Genomic DNA, 19829 nt, shown 5'->3' with positions numbered 1-19829 from the left:
CAACTCAAAACGCAAACTAGCGGCGTTTTGACCCCGCTCTGATCGTCTACTTAAGCATAGGTCTGAACCATGTTGCACTGCCCAAGAACGTTCGCGCGTACAATAGGCTTTTCAGGTTTATTTTTGGCCACCGTAATAACACCTGCTCTGGCGGCCGACCCGACCGGCGACTGGCGAGTCGCCGATGGTGTCGCCAACATCCGCGTTGCCCAATGCAATGGCAGCATGTGGGGTGTCGTGTCCTGGGAAAAAACCCCCGGCGGCAAGGACAGCAATAATCCCGACCCCGCCAAGCAGAGCCGACCGACCCTGGGCATGCCGATCCTGATCGACATGAAGAAGAAGCCCGGCACGGATGCGTGGGAAGGTCAGGTCTACAACGCCAAGGACGGCCAGTCCTACAGTTCGACCATCACGCCTGTTGGCACCAACCAGCTGCAGATCCAGGGCTGCGTGCTCGGTTTCCTCTGCGGCGGCGAGACCTGGACGCGTGTCGCCCCGCCGATCCCGTCGAGCCCGACCAACAGCATGGCCAAGGGCACCGCGCCGAAGTCGACCTCGCCGCAGGCCGCCCAGCAGGCGCCGAAGACCACGGGCTCGGTGTCTTCAACCAAGCCCGGTCAGAAGCAGGCCAACGCCAATCCGTCAGGTGACGTCGTTGGCGATATCTGCCTCATCAGCGACATTGCGCGGTTTACCCATTAGCGCCGGCTGGAACAGCAACACCGCCGCGAGCGTGGTGACGAGCGAAAGCGCAAGCAGCTTGCCCATGCTCGCGGTACCGGGATGACTTGAGAGCCACAGGCTGCCGAACGCAGTCGCCGTGGTCAGCGCGCTGAAGAAGATCGCGCGCGTCAGGCTCGATTGCAGCAGGTTCGTCCTGCCCTGCCGCCATGCCGTGACATAGTAGATCTTGAAGGCGACGCCGACGCCGAGCAGCAGCGGCAGAGCGACGATGTTGGCGAAGTTGAGCGGCAGGCCGATCAACACGCAAATCTCCAGCGTCACGATGCCGGCGACCAAGAGCGGCACGATCGTCATCAGCACGTCGACGATCCGTCGCAGCGTCAGGTACAGCAGCAGGCTGATCATAACGAGTGCAAGGATGCCGGCGTGGATGAACGCCCGCACCACGGTGTCGCCGGATTTCAGGATCGAGACCGGGCCGCCGATCGCGGTCGGCTCGGCGGCGAGCACCACGTCGGCAAAGCGGCGCAGATTGTCGTTGTCGTTCGGATCGCCTTTCGGCTCGGCCTCGACGCGCATCAAGCCGTCCTTGGCCTTCCAGCTCTCGACCAGTTCCGGCGGCAGCGTCTGCAGCGTGACGGTCTCGGCCTTCAGCGTATTGCGCAGCTGATCGAATACGATCTTCATCGGCGCGATGAAGACGTCCTGCGCCTTGTCGCGCGTGGCCTGGTTCGAATCCGCGAGCTTCTGCAGATCATCGGCGAGGCGCCGCGCGGCGACGCCGCCCGGGCCCTTGTTGTCGCCGGCGGTCCTGCGGAGATTGTCGACGGTGCTCTTCAGCGCCTCGACATTCTCCTGGTCCGACGGCGCAGCGTCGATCGAATCCGGATTGAGCGCGGGACCGAGCGTCTTCGCCGCCTGCGCGATCAGCTTCAGCTTGGCCGGCTGATCCTGGGGGATGAAGCTGTCGAGCGACATCACGCGCGAGACTTCCGGCAGCTTCTCGAGCTTGGCCTCGATCTTCTTCGCGTCGTCCTCCGACTTCGTCATCACGTTGATGGCGTTGGCGCCGGTGTTCGGATCCTTGCGCAGGTCGAGGAAGGTCGCGATCGATTCCGCCTTCGGGTTGCGCAGGTTGATCGGGTTGAAGTCGAACTTCATGTAATAGAGCAGCGGCAGGCCGGCGAGCGTCACCAGCAGCGTGCCGACGATGATCGGGACGCGGTGATCTTCCAGGAAGCGATCGACCGGCGCGAGGAAGGCGTAGCCGACCGGGTCCTTCTCGCCCGCCGGATGCAGCAGGTTGAGCAGCGCCGGCAGCGTCGTGATGCTGGTGAGGAACGCCACCAGCATGCCGGCGCCGGCGATCTTGCCGAGCTCGGAGATGCCCTTGTAATCGGTCGGCAGGAAGCAGAGGAAGCCGGCCGCGGTCGCCATCGCCGCGAGCGACAGCGGCACCGCCGAGCGCCGCGCCGCGTTCTCCAGCGCCAGCGTCACATTGTCGTTCTTGAAGCGCTCGGAGCGGTAGCGGACGCTGAACTGAATGCCGAAGTCGACGCCGAGGCCGACGAACAGCACCGCGAACGCGATCGAGAGCAGGTTCAGCGATCCCACCATCATCAGGCCGACCGCGGTCGTGATCGCAAGGCCGATGAACAGATTGACGAACACCGCGAAGATGATCTTGCCCGAATGCAGCGCCATCCAGAGGATCAGCAGCACGACCACGACGGTGCCGATGCCGTTCGTGATCGCCCCTTCCTGCACGGTCGCATATTCCTCATTGGCCATCGGCACCGGGCCGGTCAGGCGGACGCGCGCGCCGTAATTGTCGGCGAATTTCAGATCGACGGCGGCCTGCCGGATCGCATCGGTCGCGGTCTTGCCGGGCTCCAGCGCGGTGTAGTCGATGATCGGCTTGACCTCGATGAAGGCGCGCTTGTCGGAATCGGTCAGCGGCTTGTCACTGGTCAGCTCGCGCCAGGAGAAGGTCGCGTTGCCCTTGGTCAGGACCTTCTCGACCGTGTCGGAGATCAGGTTGAAGGGGCGCGCGGTGTTGTCGAGCTTGACCTGGCCACGCTTGATGCCGGCAAGCCCGGTCTCCAGCGCGCCGGTCAGGCCGCGGATCGAGGGATCGCCCGCCATGATCTCGATCAGGGGGGCTGCGGATTCGAGCTGGCCGGTCACCTTGCCGACCTCTTCGGTCGGCAGATAGAGCAAGCCGTTCTTCTCGAAGAACTCGCCGGATCCGAGCGCGGTGACAGCCTCAAAATTCTTCTTGTCGGTGGACAGCTTGTCGGCCAGCGCCTTGGCCGCCGAGCTGGTCAGCTCAGGCGTCGGCGCCTCGACCACGGCCAGGATTAGCCGCTCGCGGTCGAACGCCTGCTCGAACTGTTGGTCGCGCTTGCGCCAGTCCAGGTCGGGCGAGATCAGCTTGTTGATGTCGGTGTTGATCGCGAAATTGCGCGCCGCGTAGTAGCCGGACCCGACCGCGAGCAGCAGCGAAAAAATCACCACAGGAAGGGCAAAGCGCGTGCACGCTCGAACAATCGAGACAACAATACTTGTCAGCACAATGTTTCTTTCTGGTCGTCTGGGGAGCTGCCGAAAAACGCCCGCTGTCTAGCGGAGTTCCCGGTGCCAACCTAATGTTGTTTTGGTTACTTTCCGCGAGGAGACGGCGAAGCGGCCCCAAACGGCTGGAACGCCCGGTATAGCCCCCCTCAAAGGGCGAGAAAGTGACGAACAAGTGAGGGGGACGGAGGGTCGCAGGGGGCGATTACCCACACCAGAATACCTCAAGCCATATTCCCAATAGATGGCACACCTTTCCTTATTGCTCATTTTTTGACACAAAGCCCCGTACTTCCATGTGCTTGGGACGTGGATTGGTACGGGACAACCATGGTGCGGTACTTGCAACGGCAGTTGCGGATGTCCGCGCCGGGCATAAGTCCGGCGGCAGGGGCCGCCTGGCATTGGATGAGATTGGTGCAATTTGCGTAACGGACGTCCTATGGAAGTTTTTCTTGCCCAGCCGCGCGGCTTTTGCGCGGGCGTCGTGCGTGCGATCGAGATCGTCGAGCGCGCGCTCGAGAAGTATGGCCCGCCGGTCTATGTCCGCCATGAGATCGTTCACAACAAATACGTCGTCGAGAGCCTGAAGAAGAAGGGCGCGATCTTCGTCGAGGAGCTGTCCGAGGTTCCGCCGCAGTCGATGACCGTGTTCTCGGCCCATGGCGTGGCCCGCAGCGTCGAGGAGGAGGCCGCCGAGCGCGACCTGCCCGTGCTCAATGCCACCTGCCCGCTGGTCACCAAGGTCCATAACCAGGGCAAGCGCTACATCTCCAAGGGGCGGTCCCTGATCCTGATCGGCCATGCCGGCCACCCCGAGGTCGAGGGAACCATGGGCCAGGTTCCAGGCCCCGTCCTGCTGGTCCAGAACGTGAACGACGTCGCGGAACTGACCCTGCCGACCGATACTCCGGTGGCCTACATCACCCAGACCACCCTGTCCGTGGACGATACCAAGGACATTATCGCGGCCCTTCAGGCCAAATTTACAGATATTCAAGGCCCGGACATCCGGGATATCTGCTATGCGACACAGAACCGCCAATCTGCGGTAAGGGACCTGAGCAAACTGGTCGATGTTATCCTGGTGGTGGGGGCCGCCAATAGTTCCAACTCAAACCGGCTGCGTGAAATCGGCACCGAGGTTGGTGTTCCGAGTTATCTCATTGCTGACGGCAGCGCGCTCAATCCCGATTGGTTGAAGGATGCGAAGGCCGTCGGAATCACGGCGGGCGCCTCGGCGCCCGAAGTTCTGGTCGATGACGTGATCGAAGCCTTGAAACGCATCGGACCTGTTTCCGTCTCGGTCGTCCCCGGCCGGGAAGAGAATATCGAATTCCGGCTTCCAGCCGAACTCACTGCGGGCTGATCCAACCGTTCCTACCGAAAGTCCAGAAAGAAACCTTGCTAATGGCTATACCGTTCTTCAAGGAAATGCGTATCGGCGGCTATCTGATCAAGCAGAAGCTGCTTGGCCGTAAACGCTATCCCCTCGTGCTGATGCTCGAGCCGCTGTTCCGTTGCAACCTCGCCTGCGTCGGCTGCGGCAAGATCGACTATCCGGATGCGATCCTCAATCGCCGCATGACCGCCCAGGAGTGCTGGGACGCGGCCGACGAGTGCGGCGCGCCGATGGTTGCGATCCCCGGCGGCGAGCCGCTGATCCACAAGGAGATCGGCGAGATCGTGCGCGGACTGGTCGCGCGCAAGAAGTTCGTCTCGCTGTGCACCAACGCGCTGCTCTTGGAGAAGAAGCTCGATCTGTTCGAGCCCTCGCCGTATCTGTTCTTCTCGGTGCATCTCGACGGCCTGAAGGACCATCACGACAAGGCGGTGTCGCAGAAGGGCGTGTTCGACCGCGCCGTCTCCGCGATCAAGGCCGCAAAGGCACGCGGCTTCACGGTCAACGTCAACGCCACGATCTTCGACGGCCATCCGGCGGAGGAGATCGCAAAATTCCTCGACCTCACTGTCGAGCTCGGCGTCGGCGTCTCGATGTCGCCCGGCTACGCCTATGAGCGTGCGCCGGACCAGGAGCACTTCCTGAACCGCACCAAGACCAAGAAGCTGTTCCGCGACGTCTTTGCGATGGGCAAGGGCAAGAAGTGGAACTTCATGCATTCCGGCCTGTTCCTCGACTTCCTCGCGGGCAACCAGGAATACGAGTGCACGCCGTGGGGCATGCCCGCGCGCAACATCTTCGGCTGGCAGAAGCCCTGCTACCTGCTCGGCGAAGGCTATGCGAAGACCTTCAAGGAGCTGATGGAAACCACCGACTGGGAGACCTACGGCACCGGCAAGTACGAGAAGTGCGCCGACTGCATGGCGCATTGCGGCTACGAGCCGACGGCTGCGACCGCAGCGCTCAACAACCCGCTGAAGGCGATGTGGGTGGCGCTGCGCGGCATCAGGACCACCGGCCCGCTGGCGCCCGAGATCGACATGTCCAAGCAGCGTCCGGCGCAGTACATCTTCTCGGAGCAGGTGCAGAAGAAGCTCTCCGAGATCCGCCGCGACGAAGCCGCCGCCGCCGAGCGCAAGGCCGCCGCCAAGACCGCCTCGACCGCCGCTTAAGCTTCCAACCTCCCCTTGAAAAGGGGAGGTCGCTTTGCTCGTGAGAGCAAAGCGGGTGGGGATCAAGTCTCTCCCGAATGCTGGTGCGCGCGGCAGACCCCCATCCCGACCTTCCCCCTTTCAGGGGGAAGGAGAAGCAAGCAAACAAAAGGGCCCGATCGCTCAGCGATCGGGCCCTTTGCTTTCATCTGAGGCAGACCAAGTGGCGCTTTAGGCTTCGACCGGGACCAGCACGTCGCTGCCGAGCAGGAAGCCGCGGCAGCCGCGCAGCGAGCGCAGCGCGCGGTTGAAGTCGATGCCGGTCGAGACCAGTGCCCGCAGCGTGCGCGGATTGCGGGCGAGCCCACTGAGCACCTTGCGCAGGTCGATCTCACCGTTCGGCTTGACTGCCGATTTCGCCAGTTCCGGCAGCGCGCGATGCGCGGGATCGCTGATGACGCGCAGCGCCGCGAAGGGAATGCCGGCATTGGCGGCATAGGCGGCGGCGATATGACTTTCCATGTCGACGGCGGCGGCCCCCGTGACCGAGCGCAGCGCGGCCTTGCAGGCCCTGGCGGCGACGACCTGCTCGACGCCGGCGAGGCTGCCACGAACGATCTTGCGGCGCTTCAGCGCGGCGCTGGTGATCATCTCCTCGTCAAGCGCAGAACCGGTCAGGAACTTGGTATCGCCGGCCATCACCTCGGTCGCGACCACGACGTCGCCGGACTTCAGCGACGGGTCCAGACCGCCGGCCACGCCGAACGAGATCACCCCCCGAAAGCTGGTCGGATCCAGCGTCGCCAGCAGCGCACGAAGCTGCTGCGGGTCGCTCGAGCTGCAAATCACGATCATGCCGGGCCCGGCCGCGATGCGGGCCTCCTGCACCAATCCAGTGACAATCAACACCGGCCGAGGATCAATCTTGCTGTCCACGGTCTCAGCGGCCCCCGCCCCCAAAATCACATCCCGACCCCTACCACCCTGCTGTTGGTGCTTCTCAAATTCCGATACCGCGCCAGCGCCCAGAGCGGAAAGAACTTCGAGTAGCCATGATATCGCAAGTAAAACACCCGCGGAAACCCTGTTGCGGTGTACCTTTGTTCATCCCACAGCCCTTTTTCGGTCTGTGTTGCCTTTAGGTACTCCACACCCCGTATGACTGCGGGGTTTTCAACCTCTCCCGCCGCCATCAATGCAAGCAAAGCCCATGCCGTTTGTGAGGAGGTCGACGGCGCGACCTCATAGCCCCGGTAATCCAGCCGATAGCTGACGGCATCCTCGCCCCAGCCGCCATCCTGATTCTGGATCGACACCAGCCAGTCTACCGCTTTCCGCATCATCGGATCGGCGTGATCGATGCCTGCGACATTAAGCGCGCAGAGAACCGACCAGGTGCCGTAGATGTAGTTGAGGCCCCAGCGGCCGTACCATGACCCTTCCGCGAGCTGGGTGCGGCGCAGATAGGCAATGCCGTCGGCGAGCGCCTTGCTGGTTGTCTCGGTCTCGCCGAGCTGGCCCAGCATCGAGACGCAGCGCGCGGTGACGTCCTCGGTCGGCGGGTCGAGCAGCGCGCCGTGATCCGAGAACGGGATGTTGTTCAGGTAATATTCGAGGTTGTTGGCATCGAACGCGGCCCAGCCGCCGTCGCGGCTCTGCAGTCCCTCGATCCACTCGCGGCCGCGCGCGATCGCGTCGTCATATTCCTTGCTGCCGGTCTGGCGCCGCGCCCGGTCCATCGCCATCACGACCACCGCGGTGTCGTCGAGATCGGGATAGTGGTCGTTGTTGTACTGGAACGCCCAGCCGCCCGGACGCACGTTCGGCGCCTTCACGGCCCAGTCGCCCTTCAGCTCCAGCACCTGGCGCGGCTTCAGCCAGTCGAGGCCCTGCTTGGCCTTGGCGAAGGTCTCCTCGCCGCCGGCCTCCTGCAGCGCGTGGGCAACCAGCGCGGTGTCCCAGATCGGCGAGACGCAGGGCTGGCAATAGGCCTCGTCCTCGCCGATCACGAGCAGCTTGTCGATGCCGCGCCGCGTGGTGGCGCGCGGCGGGAAATTCTCGTCCTTGCCGAGCGCCTCGTACATCATGACGATGTTGGCCATCGGCGGATAGATCGCGCCCATGCCGTCCTCGCCGTTCAGCCGCTCCTCGGTGAAGGCGAGCGCCGCGTCGATCGCGCGCTGGCGCAGCGACTTCGGAAACATCGGCTCAATCACGCGCAGGATGCCGTCGAGCGCGCGGAACAGATAGAACCAGCTCGCCTTCTGGTGCGGTGCCTTCGGCGCCATGCGCAGCGATTTGGGATCCTGCAGGAACAATTCGTCGATGCCGACGCCCTTCGGATTCTTCGCGCGCGGCTTCAACGCCGCGAGCACCATCAGCGGCACCATGGTGGTGCGCGCCCAGTAGGAGATCTTGTTGATGTGGAACGGCGACCACATCGGCAGCAGCATGATCTCGATCGGCAGCACCGGCGTGGCGCGCCAGGTCACGACGCCGTAGAGCGCGAGCAGGAAACGCGTGAACACGTTGCTGCCGGCGGCGCCGCCGCGCGAGCGGATCGCCTCGCGCGCCCGCACCATATGCGGCGCGTCGATGGAATCGCCGATCATCTTCAGCGCGAAATACGACTTCACGCTGGCGCTCATGTCGAACGGACCGTCATGCACCAGCGGCCAGCCGCCATGCGCACCCTGCGTGCGCCGCAGATATTTTGCGATCTTGGCTTCGAGCGCGCTGTCGACGGGCTCGGCAAGATAGTGGCGCAGCAGGATGTATTCGGCTGGAATCGTGCTGTCGGCCTCGAGCTCGAACACCCAATGACCGTCGGACTGGCGATAGAAGAGCAGCGCTTCGGTCGCCGAAGAGATGCTCTTCTCCAGCGCGACCGGGTCGACTGTGACGTGATCTCTCGAAAGCATTTCGCTCGATATCCTCTTCATCGCGGGCCGGCTGGTAAAAGCGGGCTCGCTCAAAACAGATCGATTCTAGCGTCTGGCAAGAACCAGATCGGCGGCGCGATCACCCGACCGCACCGATCCCTCGATGGTTGCGGGCAACCCGGTAGCAGTCCAGTCACCGGCAAGGAACAGGTTTTTTTGCGCGGTTTCGGGCCCCGGCCGCAGCGCATTCTGCTCCGGCGTCGCTGCGAAGGTGGCGCGGCGCTCGCGCACGATCTGCCAGGCCGGCAATTCGCCGGAGACGCCGGCGGCCTTGCAGACGTCGTTCCAGATCGCCTGCGCCAGCTCTTCTCTGGGCATGTCGACCAGGCGGTCGCCATTGCTGATGGTGACGGAGAGCCGCCCAGGAAATGCGAACAGCCATTCGACGAGCCCGCCGACGACGCCGAGGATCGGCGCCGCATCGCGCGGCGGATCAAACCGGAAATGCGCATTGACGATGGCGCGGAATTCGGTCGGCGTCTTCAGTCCCGGCAGCAGCGAGGCTGCCGCGCGCGGCGGCACTGCGAGCACCACGGCGTCGTCAGCGCCGAGCGCAACCTTGTCCTCGCCGCCGAAATCGAGTTGGGCGACCTTGTCGCCATTCACAGTGAAGCCGCGCAGCTCATGGCCGAACTGCACGCTGTTGCCGCGCTGCTGGAGCAGCTTCACGGCCGGCTCGATCAGGACTGAACTCAAACCATCGCGCGCAATCAGCGGACGGCAGGCCTGGCCGCCTGCCAAGAGCGTTTCGCGCACGATGGCGCCGGCGAGGCCCGCCGAGCCCTCGGGCGGATCGACGTTGAGGGCGGCGAGCAGCAGCGGCTGCACCAGGCGGTCATACAGCGTGCCCTCGCAGGGGATCGATTTGCCGACCAGCCTGTCGGTACCTGCCCACACGAGAGGCGCCAGTGCCAGATAATCGCGCAGGCTGGTGTCGGGGACGCGGCGGCCCTCGTCGAACACCCAGGTCGGCAGGCGAGAGTCACCGAGATCGAGCTGCCAGCGCTGACCGGTCTTCAGGTCGACGAACGGAAACTGCGCCTGCTTCGGCCCGACCAGTCCCGCCTCGGTGCCGATCGAGCGGGCATAGCTCACCGCATGGTGGTTGCCCGACAGCAGGAGATGGTTGCCGTTGTCGATGGTGAGGTTGGTCGCAGCGTCGAAATAGGAGCGGCAGCGGCCGCCGGCCTGCTGCGTCGCCTCGTGGACGAACACCTTGTAATTGGCGTTCGACAGCCGGACGGCCGCCGAGAGGCCGGAAATGCCGGCGCCGATGATATGAACGGTCTTTTGCATCAGATGATCGCGTAACGCAGGAGAATGCCGATCTTGGCGAGCTTCGAAACCTTCACCGGCGCGCGCGGCGCGGCGAATCCGCGGGCGATCAGGAGATCGAGGATCGCGCGGTAGTATTTCGACATGATCCGCGGCGCCCGCACCTTGCGGCGCGAGTTGCGCGCCATGATCTCGTCGGACTTCTGGAAGTGCATCTTGGCGCGCTCGGCGAGCGGCGCGCAGACCTTCGGCAGGAAGCGATCGGCGGTGACGCGCGCCGGATCATTGTTGGTGATGCCGGCATGCAAGAGCAACTCGCGCGGCAGATAAAGCCGACCGAGCCCCGCATCCTCGTCGATGTCGCGCAGGATGTTGGTGAGCTGCAGCGCACGGCCGAGATGATAGGCGAGCTGGATGCCGTCATCCTCGGGCAGGCCGAACACGCGCACCGACAGCCGTCCTACGGCGCTGGCGACACGGTCGCAATAGAGATCGAGGGTCGCGAGATCGGGCGCGCGGATGTCCTGCGGCACGTCCATCTCCATGCCGTCGACAACAGCCAGGAAATCCTCGCGCTTCAGGCCGAAGGTTTTGACCTGGTCGACATAGTCCTTCAGCCGCTCCGGCGAACGGCCCTGGTAGAGCGCGTCGATGTCGTCGCGCCACTGCTGCAGCGCCGCCAGCCGCTCGGGCCGCGGGCCGTCGGAGTCGGCGATATCGTCGACCTGCCGGCAAAAGCTGTAGATCTGGAACATCGCCTCGCGCTGCGCGGCCGGCAGGATGCGCATCGCGGCATAGAACGAGCTGCCGGATGCGGCGCTGCCGTAATTTGCGTTGGCCGCCGCCGTCTCGACACTCATGCGCCTGCTGCCGTCTTGGAAACCGAACGGCGCCCGATCGTGCGCTGCGCCACCTCGCCCGCGACACCGCCGAGGCTTTGCAGCAGCAACTCAACCGGGCTCAGATGAACGCGCTCGCTCAGGGGATCGCGCACCTTCAGCATGTTGACGATCTTGTCGGCGAAAGCCTGGATCACCGAGATTTCGAGGCCGAGGCGGAAATCCCGGACCTCGGCGGCGAGCGATTTGCTCTCGTCGAGCAGATCCGCGGTGCGCACCGCGAGCGCTTGCAGGCACTTCAGCAATTCCGGCGACGACTTGGTGCCGCCGAGCATCTCGACGGTGGCGCCCGAGTCGGCCAGCGCATCGCGCGGCAGGTAGACGCGGTTCAGGTTCTTGTAGTCCTTGGCGCAGTCCTGCAGATGATTGTTGATCTGCAGACCGGCGCATAGCGCGTCCGATGCAGCCCAGGTCGAGACGTCCTCGCCGTGGACGTCGAGCATGAAGCGGCCGACCGGCATCGCCGAGTAGCGGCAATAATCGATCACGTCGTCCCAGTTCTCGTAGCGCAGCTTGGTGACGTCCATGCGGAAGGCGATCAGCACGTCGAGCGCGTGGCGCGGCGGCATGCCGCGCTCGGCCAGCGCGTGGCGCAGATTGACGGCTTCCTTCTGGGTGTCGCCCTGGCCGTTGAGCTCGGCCTCCATCAGGTCGAGATAGCGCAGCTTCTCGTCCGGCGGCAGCGTGGCGTGATCGGCGATGTCGTCGGCGGTGCGGACGAAATTGTAGAACGCCAGGATCAGGGCGCGATGCCTTGGATGAATGATCCACGACGCGACGGGAAAATTCTCGTCACGGTGGGTCTTTCCGGATCGCAGGTCGCTCGCGCTGGTCATCGGGGATTTGGCTACACGGGTCTGGCACGGGCGCCGCGCAATCGTCAGGCGCGTGCGGGGGATTGCGTGCCCCATATAGGGGAATACGCCGCCAAAACCAATGCTATCTGTGATCGCCGGCACATCGGCCCGCACCGGCGATCAAGCCGCCGGCGGGGCATTTTTGACGATGTCGGGAGGCGAAACCGGCCCTTACTGGCCGTGGTTCTTCAGGACCTGGTCGCAGGCCTGGCTGATGTTCTTACGATTCTGCTGCAGGCAGGCCAGGATCGTGAAATCGCCCTGATCGATCACCGAACGGCAGTGCTTCTGCACGTCACGCGAGCAGGCCTTCTGCTCCTCGGGAGTGCCCGAACGCTGTTGCTGCTGGGCGAAGGCTTGAGTGGAAAGCGGGGCCGACAAAATGGCGAGAGCCAGGAGAAATTTACGCATCTTATTCCTTCATTTCCGACAGCAGAAAATCTGTTCCCGAAAAGCGCTTCGGCATGGCCGGGACGGATTTGTTGGGATTTGCAGACGCCGCGTAGCGCGGACTTACGCAAACTACAAGCGCTGCTAAATGCGGCTAAATTTGCATCGCTGCAAATCACGTTATAAATCATTGAATTACCTGAAACAATCCGGCATTGGTCTTGGCGGAATTCGAGGGACGCGGAGAAACCTGGCGCCAGGCGTGAGGCGATCCCTATCTAAGTTTTGATTCCGCTGTGTGGATGACGGCAGCCTTCACAGGCATGCTGTGATTTGAACCTAACATTACGGCGGGGACACTAAATCTTCGATGCGGCGAGACGTTATCTTTCAAAGACAACGTCGTTTTTGATGGGAAAAATTCACGATGCAACTGTTTCGTTCCAGCCTTTTCGGTCGGGCATTCACGGCTGCCGGTGTCGGCGCTGCACTGATCCTCTCGATCTCAGCCGGCCACACCCAGTCCGCCGGACCGTTCGCCGGCTTCGACGGCAACTGGAGCGGAACCGGCACGGTTTCGTTGTCCAACGGCACCACCGAGCACATCCGCTGCAAGGCCGACTACAAGGTCGCGCCGTCGGGGATGAACCTGAAGCAGAACCTGCACTGCGCCAGCGACAGCTACAAATTCGACCTCTCCAGCGACGTCACCAGCCAGGGCGAGCGCATCTCCGGCAATTGGAGCGAGAAGAGCCGCAACATCTTCGGCAATCTGCAGGGCACCGCCGGTGGCGGCCAGATCGACGTGTTCGTCGAAGCCTCGGGATTTGCCGCCAACCTCAACCTGCGCACCAACGGCAGCAAGCAGGTCGTGCAGATCGACTCCAAGGGTGAAATCCGCGGCGTCTCGATCACGATGACCAAGGGCTGAGATCGCCTCCTCGAATCAAAAGGGCTCGGTTCCGAAGGGAACCGAGCCCTTTGTTTTTGCGCACATGGCGCGCGGATTATTCGGCCGCTTTCGCGTGCTCCACGGGCTTGCCGCGGATCTTCTCGGCCATGTTGATCAGGAACATCGCGGTCGGCCGCAGGATGAAGAGGTCGGCGATCAGCGCCGCCACCATCGAGAACGCACTGAGCCAGCCGAACAGCCTGAGCGACGGCAGGTCGGAGAACACGGTGACGACGAGGCCGCAGGCCAGCACCACCGTGGTCAGGATCAGCGCCGGTCCGACCAGCACGGTCGCGCGCTCCACCGCAACGTCTGAAGTAACACCGGGCTTGGTCTCCAGCCGCAAGCGGTTGAGGAAGTGGATGGTGGCGCTGAGGCCGAGACCGAACGACACCGTGAGCGCGACGACACTCGCAAACTGCAGCCCCTCCCCGAGCGCCCACAGCACGGTGCCGGACAGCACGACCGGGAAGATGCCCGGCAGGATGCAGGACAGCATCACCACGACCGAGCGGAAGGCGAGACCAATGAAGATCGCGACCAGCAGGAATTCCACGGTGAGGCCGTGATTGAGCTTCTGGATCATATTGGCGCTGTTGCGCGCGGCGATTGCCGACAGGCCGGTGACCGCGATCTCGTAGCCGGGATGCTTGGCGCGCACCTTGTCCAATTCATGATCGAGCTTCTCGACCACGGGTAGGATCTGGCTCGAATCCAGATCCGGCACGCGGCCCGACACCACGACGGCCTTTTGGTCGGCCGAGATGAAGCGGCGCACCAGATGCTCGGGAATCACGCTGACATATTCCTTCAGCGTCGCGACATCGTTGCTCCCGGCCTTCTCGGCGAGCCAGCGCCGCAGCGTTTCCAGCGACCAGACGTTGCCGACGCCGGCGGCAGTCTCGACCACCGAATGCACCTCGGCGATCGTATCCAGCGTGTCCTTGCTGTAGAGATCGGCGCCCTTGGGGAATTCGATCAGCACGTCGATCGGATTGGCGCCGGTCAGCTTGGCATCGAGGCGGCTCGAGGCCGCCACCGCCTGCCGCTTGTCCGGCACCTGATCAGCGAGCCGATAGCGCGGCTCGAGGTTGGCATAGATGATGCCGAGGCCACCGACCACGATGACCGCGAGCAGGCTGAACAGGCCGGGACGGCCGACCATGCGCACCGCGATCCAGTAGCAGAAATTGCGCAGCATCTGGACGCCGGCGTCGGCGCCCTGGAACTTGACCGCAAAGATCCTCTCGTTGCGCACCAGCAGCACGCCGAACGCGGGCACCAGGCTCAGCACCGCGAGCAGCGCGATGATGGTGGCGGCAAGGCCGGCCTCGCCGAACTTGCGGATCAGCTCGGAGTCCGAGAACTGCAGCGCGATGAAGGAAATGCCGGCGGTGCCGTGGGTCAGCACGCAGGCCGGCCCGACCACCAGCACCGCGTTCTTGAACGCGGTGTATTTGTCCTGCCCCGCGATCAGCCGGTCGCGCGCCGCAAACGTCAGCTGCATCGAGTCGGAGAACGAGATCACCATGATGAGCGGCGTCATCACGTTGAGGAACATGTTGAGATTGAAGCCGGCCCAGCCGAGGCCGCCGAGCGCGAGCAGGATCGCGATAATCGGCGGGAACGCCGCGATCACCATGAAGGAGATCTTGCGGAAGAAGATGATCGCGATGATGCAGCCGGCAAGGATGCCGAGGATGTTGTAGGTCAGCCCGTCGCGCTTGACCGCGTTGCGGATCTCGAGCTGCATGACGGGCACGCCGGAGAGCTGCGCATTGAGGCCGCTGCCCGAGAGATCATCGGCCATGATCTTGCGCATGTCGCCGACGACCTTGCCGAGCTTGTTGCTGCTGACCACTTCGGGCTCGAGCGACAGCACGATCAGCGCCAGCGTGCCGTCCTCCGACAAGAGCTTGCCGCGGATGATCTCGTTGGATTTCACGGTCTCGACGAACTTGTCGTAGGCGGCGCCCTGCGGCAGCTCCGGCGGGAACAGCGCAGCCGGCAGCTTGCCGGGCTCCGGCGCCTGGCGGGCCGAGAACAGCGAGACCAGGCCGCGCACGCCCTCGACCAGCTGCAGGTCGGTGACCATGTCACGGATCTTCTCGAGGTTGTCGCGCGCCAGCAGCGTCTTGCCCTCGACCACGACCAGCACGTCGAACTCGGTCGCCGGGAAGCGCTTGGTGACCGCCTCATACTGCTTGTAGTCCTTGGAATCGGAGCGGAACAGCTGGCTCAGCGAATCGTCGATCTTGATGCGCTCGATGCCGAACACGGCGGCGACCATCAGCGCGAACAGGATGATGACCGACAGCAGCGGCGCCTTGATCGCGATCAGCCCGAGCCGCTCCAGCCCGAAGGCGATGCTGGTCCCGGACTGCGGCTCCTCGATCTTTTCGACGTGGACGTGACTATCCGAGTTCTTGTCGAGCATGCCCTGTCCAGTTCTCGCAACGGTGCAATCGGTTAGGTTGGGTTCGGGGCGCGAATGAGGCTCGTCAGCACGTCAGATCAGCGCTAGCCCTTGAAAACACGCGAATAATAACCGGCGCCGGTTTTACAGGCCGAAGCCCCTGCTCGCAAGCGCGGGAAGACGGTCGAATCGGCACGGAACCGCCGAAAATCACGATTAAGTATCTGATTTGTCACACTGTGCGATCGCAGGCACCGACGTCCCACCACCGCTTTCATCTTTCAGTGCGACGCCCGTGATCCTCCGTCCCAGCCCCTCGCGGACCAGCCAGCCGATTCTGAAGGCAGCTTCCTCGTAAGTGAGGCCCTTGCCGTGGATGTTGGAGACGCAGTTGCGCTCGGCATCGGTCAGGCCGATCCTTGGACCGTAGGTCAGATAGGCGCCGAGGCTGTCGGGCGCCGAGAGCCCGGGCCGCTCGCCGATCAGCATCACCAGCATTTTCGCGCCGATGATGGCGCCGATCTCGTCGCCGAGCGCGACGCGGGCACTGGAGGCGATCGCGACCACATCAGTGTCGATGCCGTCAGCCGCAAGCCGCGGCAGCAGATGGCGGACCAGTTCGACGGCGTGGACGTTCACGGCCGTCGGTGACAGTCCATCGCCAATCACGATGGCGCAGGATGGCGACGGCGCGCCCCTGCCCTCCAGCAGACGCTTTGCCGCGGGATCGAGCATGCGGCCGAGATCGGGACGCCGCAGATAGTCGCGCCGGTTGCGCGCCTGGCTCGCCACCTCGACCGGCGCGAGGTTCAGCGCGACGAGGCCCGTCATCAGCCCGGCGACGTCGATCGCGGCATGGACGGCATCGCGGGCACGCGCGTGATCGAGCGTGAAGGAGAGCAGCGCCTCGGTCGGCAGGCCGGCGCCGGAACGACCGAGGCCAACGCGCGCCGGCGTCAGCGCGCGCAGCTCGGCGAGCGAACGGGACGACGGCGGTAGCGATGTCGTGTCACTATTCGGCAGGGACGGAAGCCTCGCGCAGGCGGAGCGAATAGTTCGACGCGTTCTGCCGGCCGCTGGAAGCGGCGCGGGCAAAGGTGATCAGATGATGCGCGATCATCGCCGGCCCGATCAGGCCCTCGATGTCGCCGCGCTTCAGCCGGCCCCACGCGAACTTCCAGAACACGCGCTTGTAGTCGCCGAGCACGCCGACCTTCCAGAAGATGTTGCGCAGCATGATCAGGCCGCGCTTGATGTTGGGCCAGCTCTTCATCTCCGGGCTGACCGGCACCTTGATGCGGTTCGCATAGGTGTAGTCGCACTGATACTGGTAGCGCGCGAACAGCTTCTCCGGCTGGTAGGCGATCTCCATGCATTTGCGCCAGGACGAGACTACGTCGTCATAGGGCAGCAGGAATTCGACATTGGAGTCGCGGCTCTCGTCGTCGATCAGCCGCCCGGCCTTCTCGAGGCGATCCCATAGCGGCGTCTTCGGCAAAGCCTGCAGCAGGTTGATCGTCAGCAGCGGAATGCGGGACTCGTCGACGAACGACAGCAGCGCATTGCCGGTCTCGGGCTTGTCGGTGTCGAGCCCCATGATGATGCCGGAGACCACCTCCATGCCGTAGGAATTGATGGTCTGCACGCCCTCGAGAATCGGGACCATCATGTTGTGGTCCTTGTGCATCGCCTTCAGCGCGTCGGGATCCGGCGTCTCGATGCCGCAGAAGATCGTGACGAAGAACGCCTCGCGCATCTTCTCCAGGATCTCGGGCCGCTTGGCGATGTTGAGCGTCGCCTCACAGGCGAGCCGCGTGACATAACCGGTGCGCTTCTGCCACTCGACCAGATGCGGCAACAGGTCCACCGCGGCCTTGCGGTTGCCGATGAAATTGTCGTCGACGAAATAGACCGTGTCGGTCATGCCGCATGCGCGCAGCTTGTCGAGCTCGGCGATGATCTGCTCCGGCGACTTCAGCCGCGGATTGCGGCCGTAGAGGCCGGGGATGTCGCAGAACTCGCACTGATAGGGACAACCCGAGGAGAACTGGATGCTGCCGAGAAAGTATTTCTTGGTCTCGGCGAGCTCATAGGCCGGCAGCGGAAAGTCCGTCATCGGCAGGCGGTCGAGGGTCTTCAGCACCACCTGCTCGTCGGGACGCGTGGTGTCGTCCGCGAGCCGCTTGATCAATTCGTTGGTGGCGTCGCCGAGCTCGCCGACATGGAGATAGTCGAACGACGGATAGTAATCCGGGCAGGCGCTGACCGAGGGGCCACCGATCGCAACCGGCAGATCGTGGTCATGGGCGCGATGGCAGATGTCGTTCATCTGCTGGCGCTGGATGTGCATGCCGCTGACGAAGACCGCATCGGCCCATTCGAAATCGGCCTTGGTCGCCGGGTTCAAATTCTCGTCGATGAAGCGAACCGGCCAGGTCTCGGGCAGATAGGCCGCGATCAGCAGCAACCCCTGCGGCGGCATGAAGGCGCGGACGCCGTCGGTCAGGGGATAAGCGTGTTCGAAGGTGCCAAAAGCCGACGTGTATCGCGGGAAGACGCAGAGGATACGTCGGATCGTTTCAATGCCTTCAGCTCTCATCAATGACCCTCAAGCGAAGCACAACCAAATCTAAGCACGTCATTGAAGGCTGGGCCAGAAATCTTTCAAGATTATGTCACTCCCCAACGCCGTCACGTTCAGATGGTTGCGTAAAAAACCGCCTCCTTTATGCGATCAACCTTGCGGCGAATTCGGGCAGCAGCCCTGCGTTGGCGGCAAGACGAAAATCGCCGCCCGCAAGGCCGCTGGTCGCGAGCCAGTCGTCGAACTCCGGCGCCCGCCGCAGTCCGAAGAGGTCGCGGATGTAGAGCGCGTCGTGAAACGAGGTCGACTGGTAGTTCAGCATCACGTCGTCGGCGCCGGGCACGCCCATGATGAAGGTGACGCCGGCCGCGGCCAGCAGCGTCAGGAGATTGTCCATGTCGTCCTGATCGGCCTCGGCATGGTTGGTGTAACAGACGTCGACACCGAGCGGCAGGCCGAGCAGCTTGCCGCAAAAATGATCCTCGAGCCCGGCGCGGATGATCTCCTTGCCGTCGTAGAGGTACTCGGGCCCGATGAAGCCGACCACGCTGTTGACCAGCAGCGGATCGAACGCGCGCGCCACCGCATAGGCCCGCGCCTCGCAGGTCTGCTGGTCGACCTGGTGATGGGCGTTGGCCGACAGTGCCGAGCCCTGCCCGGTCTCGAAATACATGACGTTGTCGCCGACCGTGCCGCGGCGAAGCGACAGCCCGGCGTCGCGCGCCTCCTTCAGCAGCGCGAGGTCGACGCCGAAGCTGCGGTTGGCGGCTTCCGTGCCGGCGATCGACTGGAAGACGAGATCGACCGGCAGCCCCTGCTTGATCAGGCCGAGCGTGGTCGTGACATGGGTGAGCACGCAGCCCTGGGTCGGAATCTTCAGCCGCGTGATGACGTCGTCGAGCAGCCGCAGAAGGCCGCCGATCACGGCGGGATCGTCGCTCGCCGGATTGATGCCGATGCAGGCATCACCGGAGCCGAGCAGCAGGCCGTCGAGGATCGAGGCGGTGATGCCCCTGATGTCGTCGAAGGGATGGTTGGGCTGCAGCCGTACGCTCATCCGTCCCTTCAGGCCGATCGTGTTGCGGAAGCGCGTCGTCACCTGGCACTTCTTCGCAACCCCGATCAGGTCCTGGTTGCGCATCAGCTTTGAGACGGCGGCGACCATTTCCGGCGTCAGGCCGCGCGCAATCGCGGACAGCGCCCCGGCGCTCGCGGCATCCGACAGCAGCCAGTCACGAAAACCGCCGACGGTGAGCGCGGCGACCGGCGCGAAGGCCGCCGCATCATGGCCGTCCAGGATCAGGCGGGTGACCTCGTCGTCCTCATAGGGGATGACGGCCTCGGTGAGGAACTGCTTCAGCGGAACGTCGGCCAGCGCGAGCCGGGCTGCGATCATCTCCTCGGCGCTGTCGGCGGCGATCCCGGCCAGCCGGTCGCCGGAGCGCGGCGGCGTCGCCTTGGCGAGCAGGTCGCGCAGATCATCGAATACGTAGGAGGTGGCATCGATGGCGCGGCGGTAGATCATGGCAGTTCTCACTTCCCCGAGGCGTCAGCCTAGAGCCATTTCCGTTCTAGCACCGCCTTGCGACCGCCGTGCCAACGGCTTCGGCTCAGCCTCCCCAGACGGTGTGCGCTCTGGTCGCAGGCACCCCTCCGGAGTTCTCCGGATGGAACCCGGCATGCCAAACAAGCCTTTGAAA

Annotated in this window: 15 protein-coding genes; 4 read left to right on the top strand and 11 right to left on the bottom strand. The window is 63.9% G+C overall.

All coding sequences use genetic code 11. The features are described 5' to 3' along the window. Positions 1 to 69: 69 nt before the first annotated feature. Positions 70 to 705, top strand: a complete 636-nt coding sequence (locus tag JQ604_RS32650) for a DUF2147 domain-containing protein (protein WP_212364824.1) — start codon at positions 70 to 72, stop codon at positions 703 to 705. Here the strand turns inward: JQ604_RS32650 and JQ604_RS32645 are convergent. Next, a complete protein-coding gene (locus JQ604_RS32645; RefSeq protein WP_212364823.1) occupies positions 646 to 3261 on the bottom strand; it encodes an MMPL family transporter in 2616 nt (871 codons plus the stop codon). The genes JQ604_RS32650 and JQ604_RS32645 overlap by 60 nt on opposite strands. A 442-nt stretch (positions 3262 to 3703) precedes the next feature. Between JQ604_RS32645 and ispH the strand changes: the two genes are divergently transcribed. Both ispH and hpnH read left to right on the top strand, forming a co-directional pair. Next, positions 3704 to 4630: a 4-hydroxy-3-methylbut-2-enyl diphosphate reductase gene (ispH, locus tag JQ604_RS32640; protein WP_212364822.1), complete on the top strand. Its 927-nt coding sequence runs from the start codon at positions 3704 to 3706 to the stop codon at positions 4628 to 4630. Positions 4631 to 4671: 41 nt separating this feature from the next. Then, the gene (gene hpnH / locus JQ604_RS32635) at positions 4672 to 5835 is read left to right on the top strand and encodes an adenosyl-hopene transferase HpnH (RefSeq protein ID WP_212364821.1); all 1164 of its coding nucleotides are present in this window, start codon (positions 4672 to 4674) and stop codon (positions 5833 to 5835) included. Between the two features lie 210 nt (positions 5836 to 6045). On the opposite strand, the gene JQ604_RS32630 is transcribed toward hpnH, so the two are convergent. From JQ604_RS32630 to JQ604_RS32605, 6 genes are all read right to left on the bottom strand, one after another. Beyond that, entirely contained in the window at positions 6046 to 6780 is a 735-nt protein-coding gene (locus JQ604_RS32630) for a phosphorylase (RefSeq protein ID WP_433996306.1), read from the bottom strand. Continuing rightward, positions 6777 to 8735 (bottom strand): squalene--hopene cyclase, encoded by a 1959-nt coding sequence (gene shc, locus JQ604_RS32625; RefSeq protein WP_212364820.1) that lies wholly within the window; start codon positions 8733 to 8735, stop codon positions 6777 to 6779. Before shc ends, JQ604_RS32630 begins: the two co-directional genes overlap by 4 nt. Positions 8736 to 8801: 66 nt before the next feature. Continuing rightward, complete coding sequence (hpnE, locus tag JQ604_RS32620) at positions 8802 to 10052, bottom strand: hydroxysqualene dehydroxylase HpnE (protein WP_212364819.1); 1251 nt, start codon at positions 10050 to 10052, stop codon at positions 8802 to 8804. Then, complete coding sequence (gene hpnD / locus JQ604_RS32615; RefSeq protein WP_212364818.1) at positions 10052 to 10891, bottom strand: presqualene diphosphate synthase HpnD; 840 nt, start codon at positions 10889 to 10891, stop codon at positions 10052 to 10054. Before hpnD ends, hpnE begins: the two co-directional genes overlap by 1 nt. After that, positions 10888 to 11766, bottom strand: coding sequence for a squalene synthase HpnC (gene hpnC / locus JQ604_RS32610; RefSeq protein WP_212364817.1), 879 nt, complete (start codon positions 11764 to 11766; stop codon positions 10888 to 10890). The genes hpnD and hpnC overlap by 4 nt, the downstream gene beginning before the upstream one ends. Positions 11767 to 11958: 192 nt before the next feature. Further along, a complete protein-coding gene (locus tag JQ604_RS32605; protein ID WP_212364816.1) occupies positions 11959 to 12198 on the bottom strand; it encodes a cysteine rich repeat-containing protein in 240 nt (79 codons plus the stop codon). A 406-nt stretch (positions 12199 to 12604) separates the two neighbouring features. Here JQ604_RS32605 and JQ604_RS32600 point away from each other — a divergent pair, with 406 nt between their 5' ends. Next, on the top strand, positions 12605 to 13108 hold the full coding sequence (locus tag JQ604_RS32600) for a hypothetical protein (protein WP_212364815.1): 504 nt from the start codon (positions 12605 to 12607) through the stop codon (positions 13106 to 13108). 76 nt (positions 13109 to 13184) lie between these two features. Here JQ604_RS32600 and JQ604_RS32595 read toward each other — a convergent pair whose 3' ends face one another. The 4 genes from JQ604_RS32595 to JQ604_RS32580 all read right to left on the bottom strand — a co-directional run bounded on the left by JQ604_RS32595 (position 13185) and on the right by JQ604_RS32580 (position 19654). Continuing rightward, complete coding sequence (locus JQ604_RS32595) at positions 13185 to 15566, bottom strand: efflux RND transporter permease subunit (protein WP_212364814.1); 2382 nt, start codon at positions 15564 to 15566, stop codon at positions 13185 to 13187. Between the two features lie 195 nt (positions 15567 to 15761). Beyond that, the gene (gene eutC / locus JQ604_RS32590; RefSeq protein ID WP_212364858.1) at positions 15762 to 16568 is read right to left on the bottom strand and encodes an ethanolamine ammonia-lyase subunit EutC; all 807 of its coding nucleotides are present in this window, start codon (positions 16566 to 16568) and stop codon (positions 15762 to 15764) included. After that, on the bottom strand, positions 16558 to 18144 hold the full coding sequence (locus JQ604_RS32585) for a B12-binding domain-containing radical SAM protein (RefSeq protein ID WP_212364813.1): 1587 nt from the start codon (positions 18142 to 18144) through the stop codon (positions 16558 to 16560). The genes eutC and JQ604_RS32585 overlap by 11 nt, the downstream gene beginning before the upstream one ends. A gap of 127 nt (positions 18145 to 18271) precedes the next feature. Further along, a complete protein-coding gene (locus JQ604_RS32580; protein ID WP_212364812.1) occupies positions 18272 to 19654 on the bottom strand; it encodes an ethanolamine ammonia-lyase subunit EutB in 1383 nt (460 codons plus the stop codon). Positions 19655 to 19829 lie beyond the last annotated feature (175 nt).

The sequence above is a fragment of the Bradyrhizobium jicamae genome, from assembly GCF_018130695.1.
Taxonomy (GTDB): Bacteria; Pseudomonadota; Alphaproteobacteria; order Rhizobiales; family Xanthobacteraceae; genus Bradyrhizobium; species Bradyrhizobium jicamae_B.
The sequence above is the reverse complement of the archived record's forward strand: the minus strand, read 5'-3'. Positions and strand labels throughout refer to the sequence as shown.

Coding starts and splice junctions, on each gene's coding strand:
- JQ604_RS32650 (WP_212364824.1), top strand. CDS start 70: ATGTTGCACTGCCCAAGAACGTTCGCGCGTACAATAGGCTTTTCAGGT.
- ispH (WP_212364822.1), top strand. CDS start 3,704: ATGGAAGTTTTTCTTGCCCAGCCGCGCGGCTTTTGCGCGGGCGTCGTG.
- hpnH (WP_212364821.1), top strand. CDS start 4,672: ATGGCTATACCGTTCTTCAAGGAAATGCGTATCGGCGGCTATCTGATC.
- shc (WP_212364820.1), bottom strand. CDS start 8,735: ATGCTTTCGAGAGATCACGTCACAGTCGACCCGGTCGCGCTGGAGAAG.
- hpnE (WP_212364819.1), bottom strand. CDS start 10,052: ATGCAAAAGACCGTTCATATCATCGGCGCCGGCATTTCCGGCCTCTCG.
- hpnD (WP_212364818.1), bottom strand. CDS start 10,891: ATGAGTGTCGAGACGGCGGCGGCCAACGCAAATTACGGCAGCGCCGCA.
- hpnC (WP_212364817.1), bottom strand. CDS start 11,766: ATGACCAGCGCGAGCGACCTGCGATCCGGAAAGACCCACCGTGACGAG.
- JQ604_RS32605 (WP_212364816.1), bottom strand. CDS start 12,198: ATGCGTAAATTTCTCCTGGCTCTCGCCATTTTGTCGGCCCCGCTTTCC.
- JQ604_RS32600 (WP_212364815.1), top strand. CDS start 12,605: ATGCAACTGTTTCGTTCCAGCCTTTTCGGTCGGGCATTCACGGCTGCC.
- JQ604_RS32595 (WP_212364814.1), bottom strand. CDS start 15,566: ATGCTCGACAAGAACTCGGATAGTCACGTCCACGTCGAAAAGATCGAG.
- JQ604_RS32585 (WP_212364813.1), bottom strand. CDS start 18,144: ATGAGAGCTGAAGGCATTGAAACGATCCGACGTATCCTCTGCGTCTTC.
- JQ604_RS32580 (WP_212364812.1), bottom strand. CDS start 19,654: ATGATCTACCGCCGCGCCATCGATGCCACCTCCTACGTATTCGATGAT.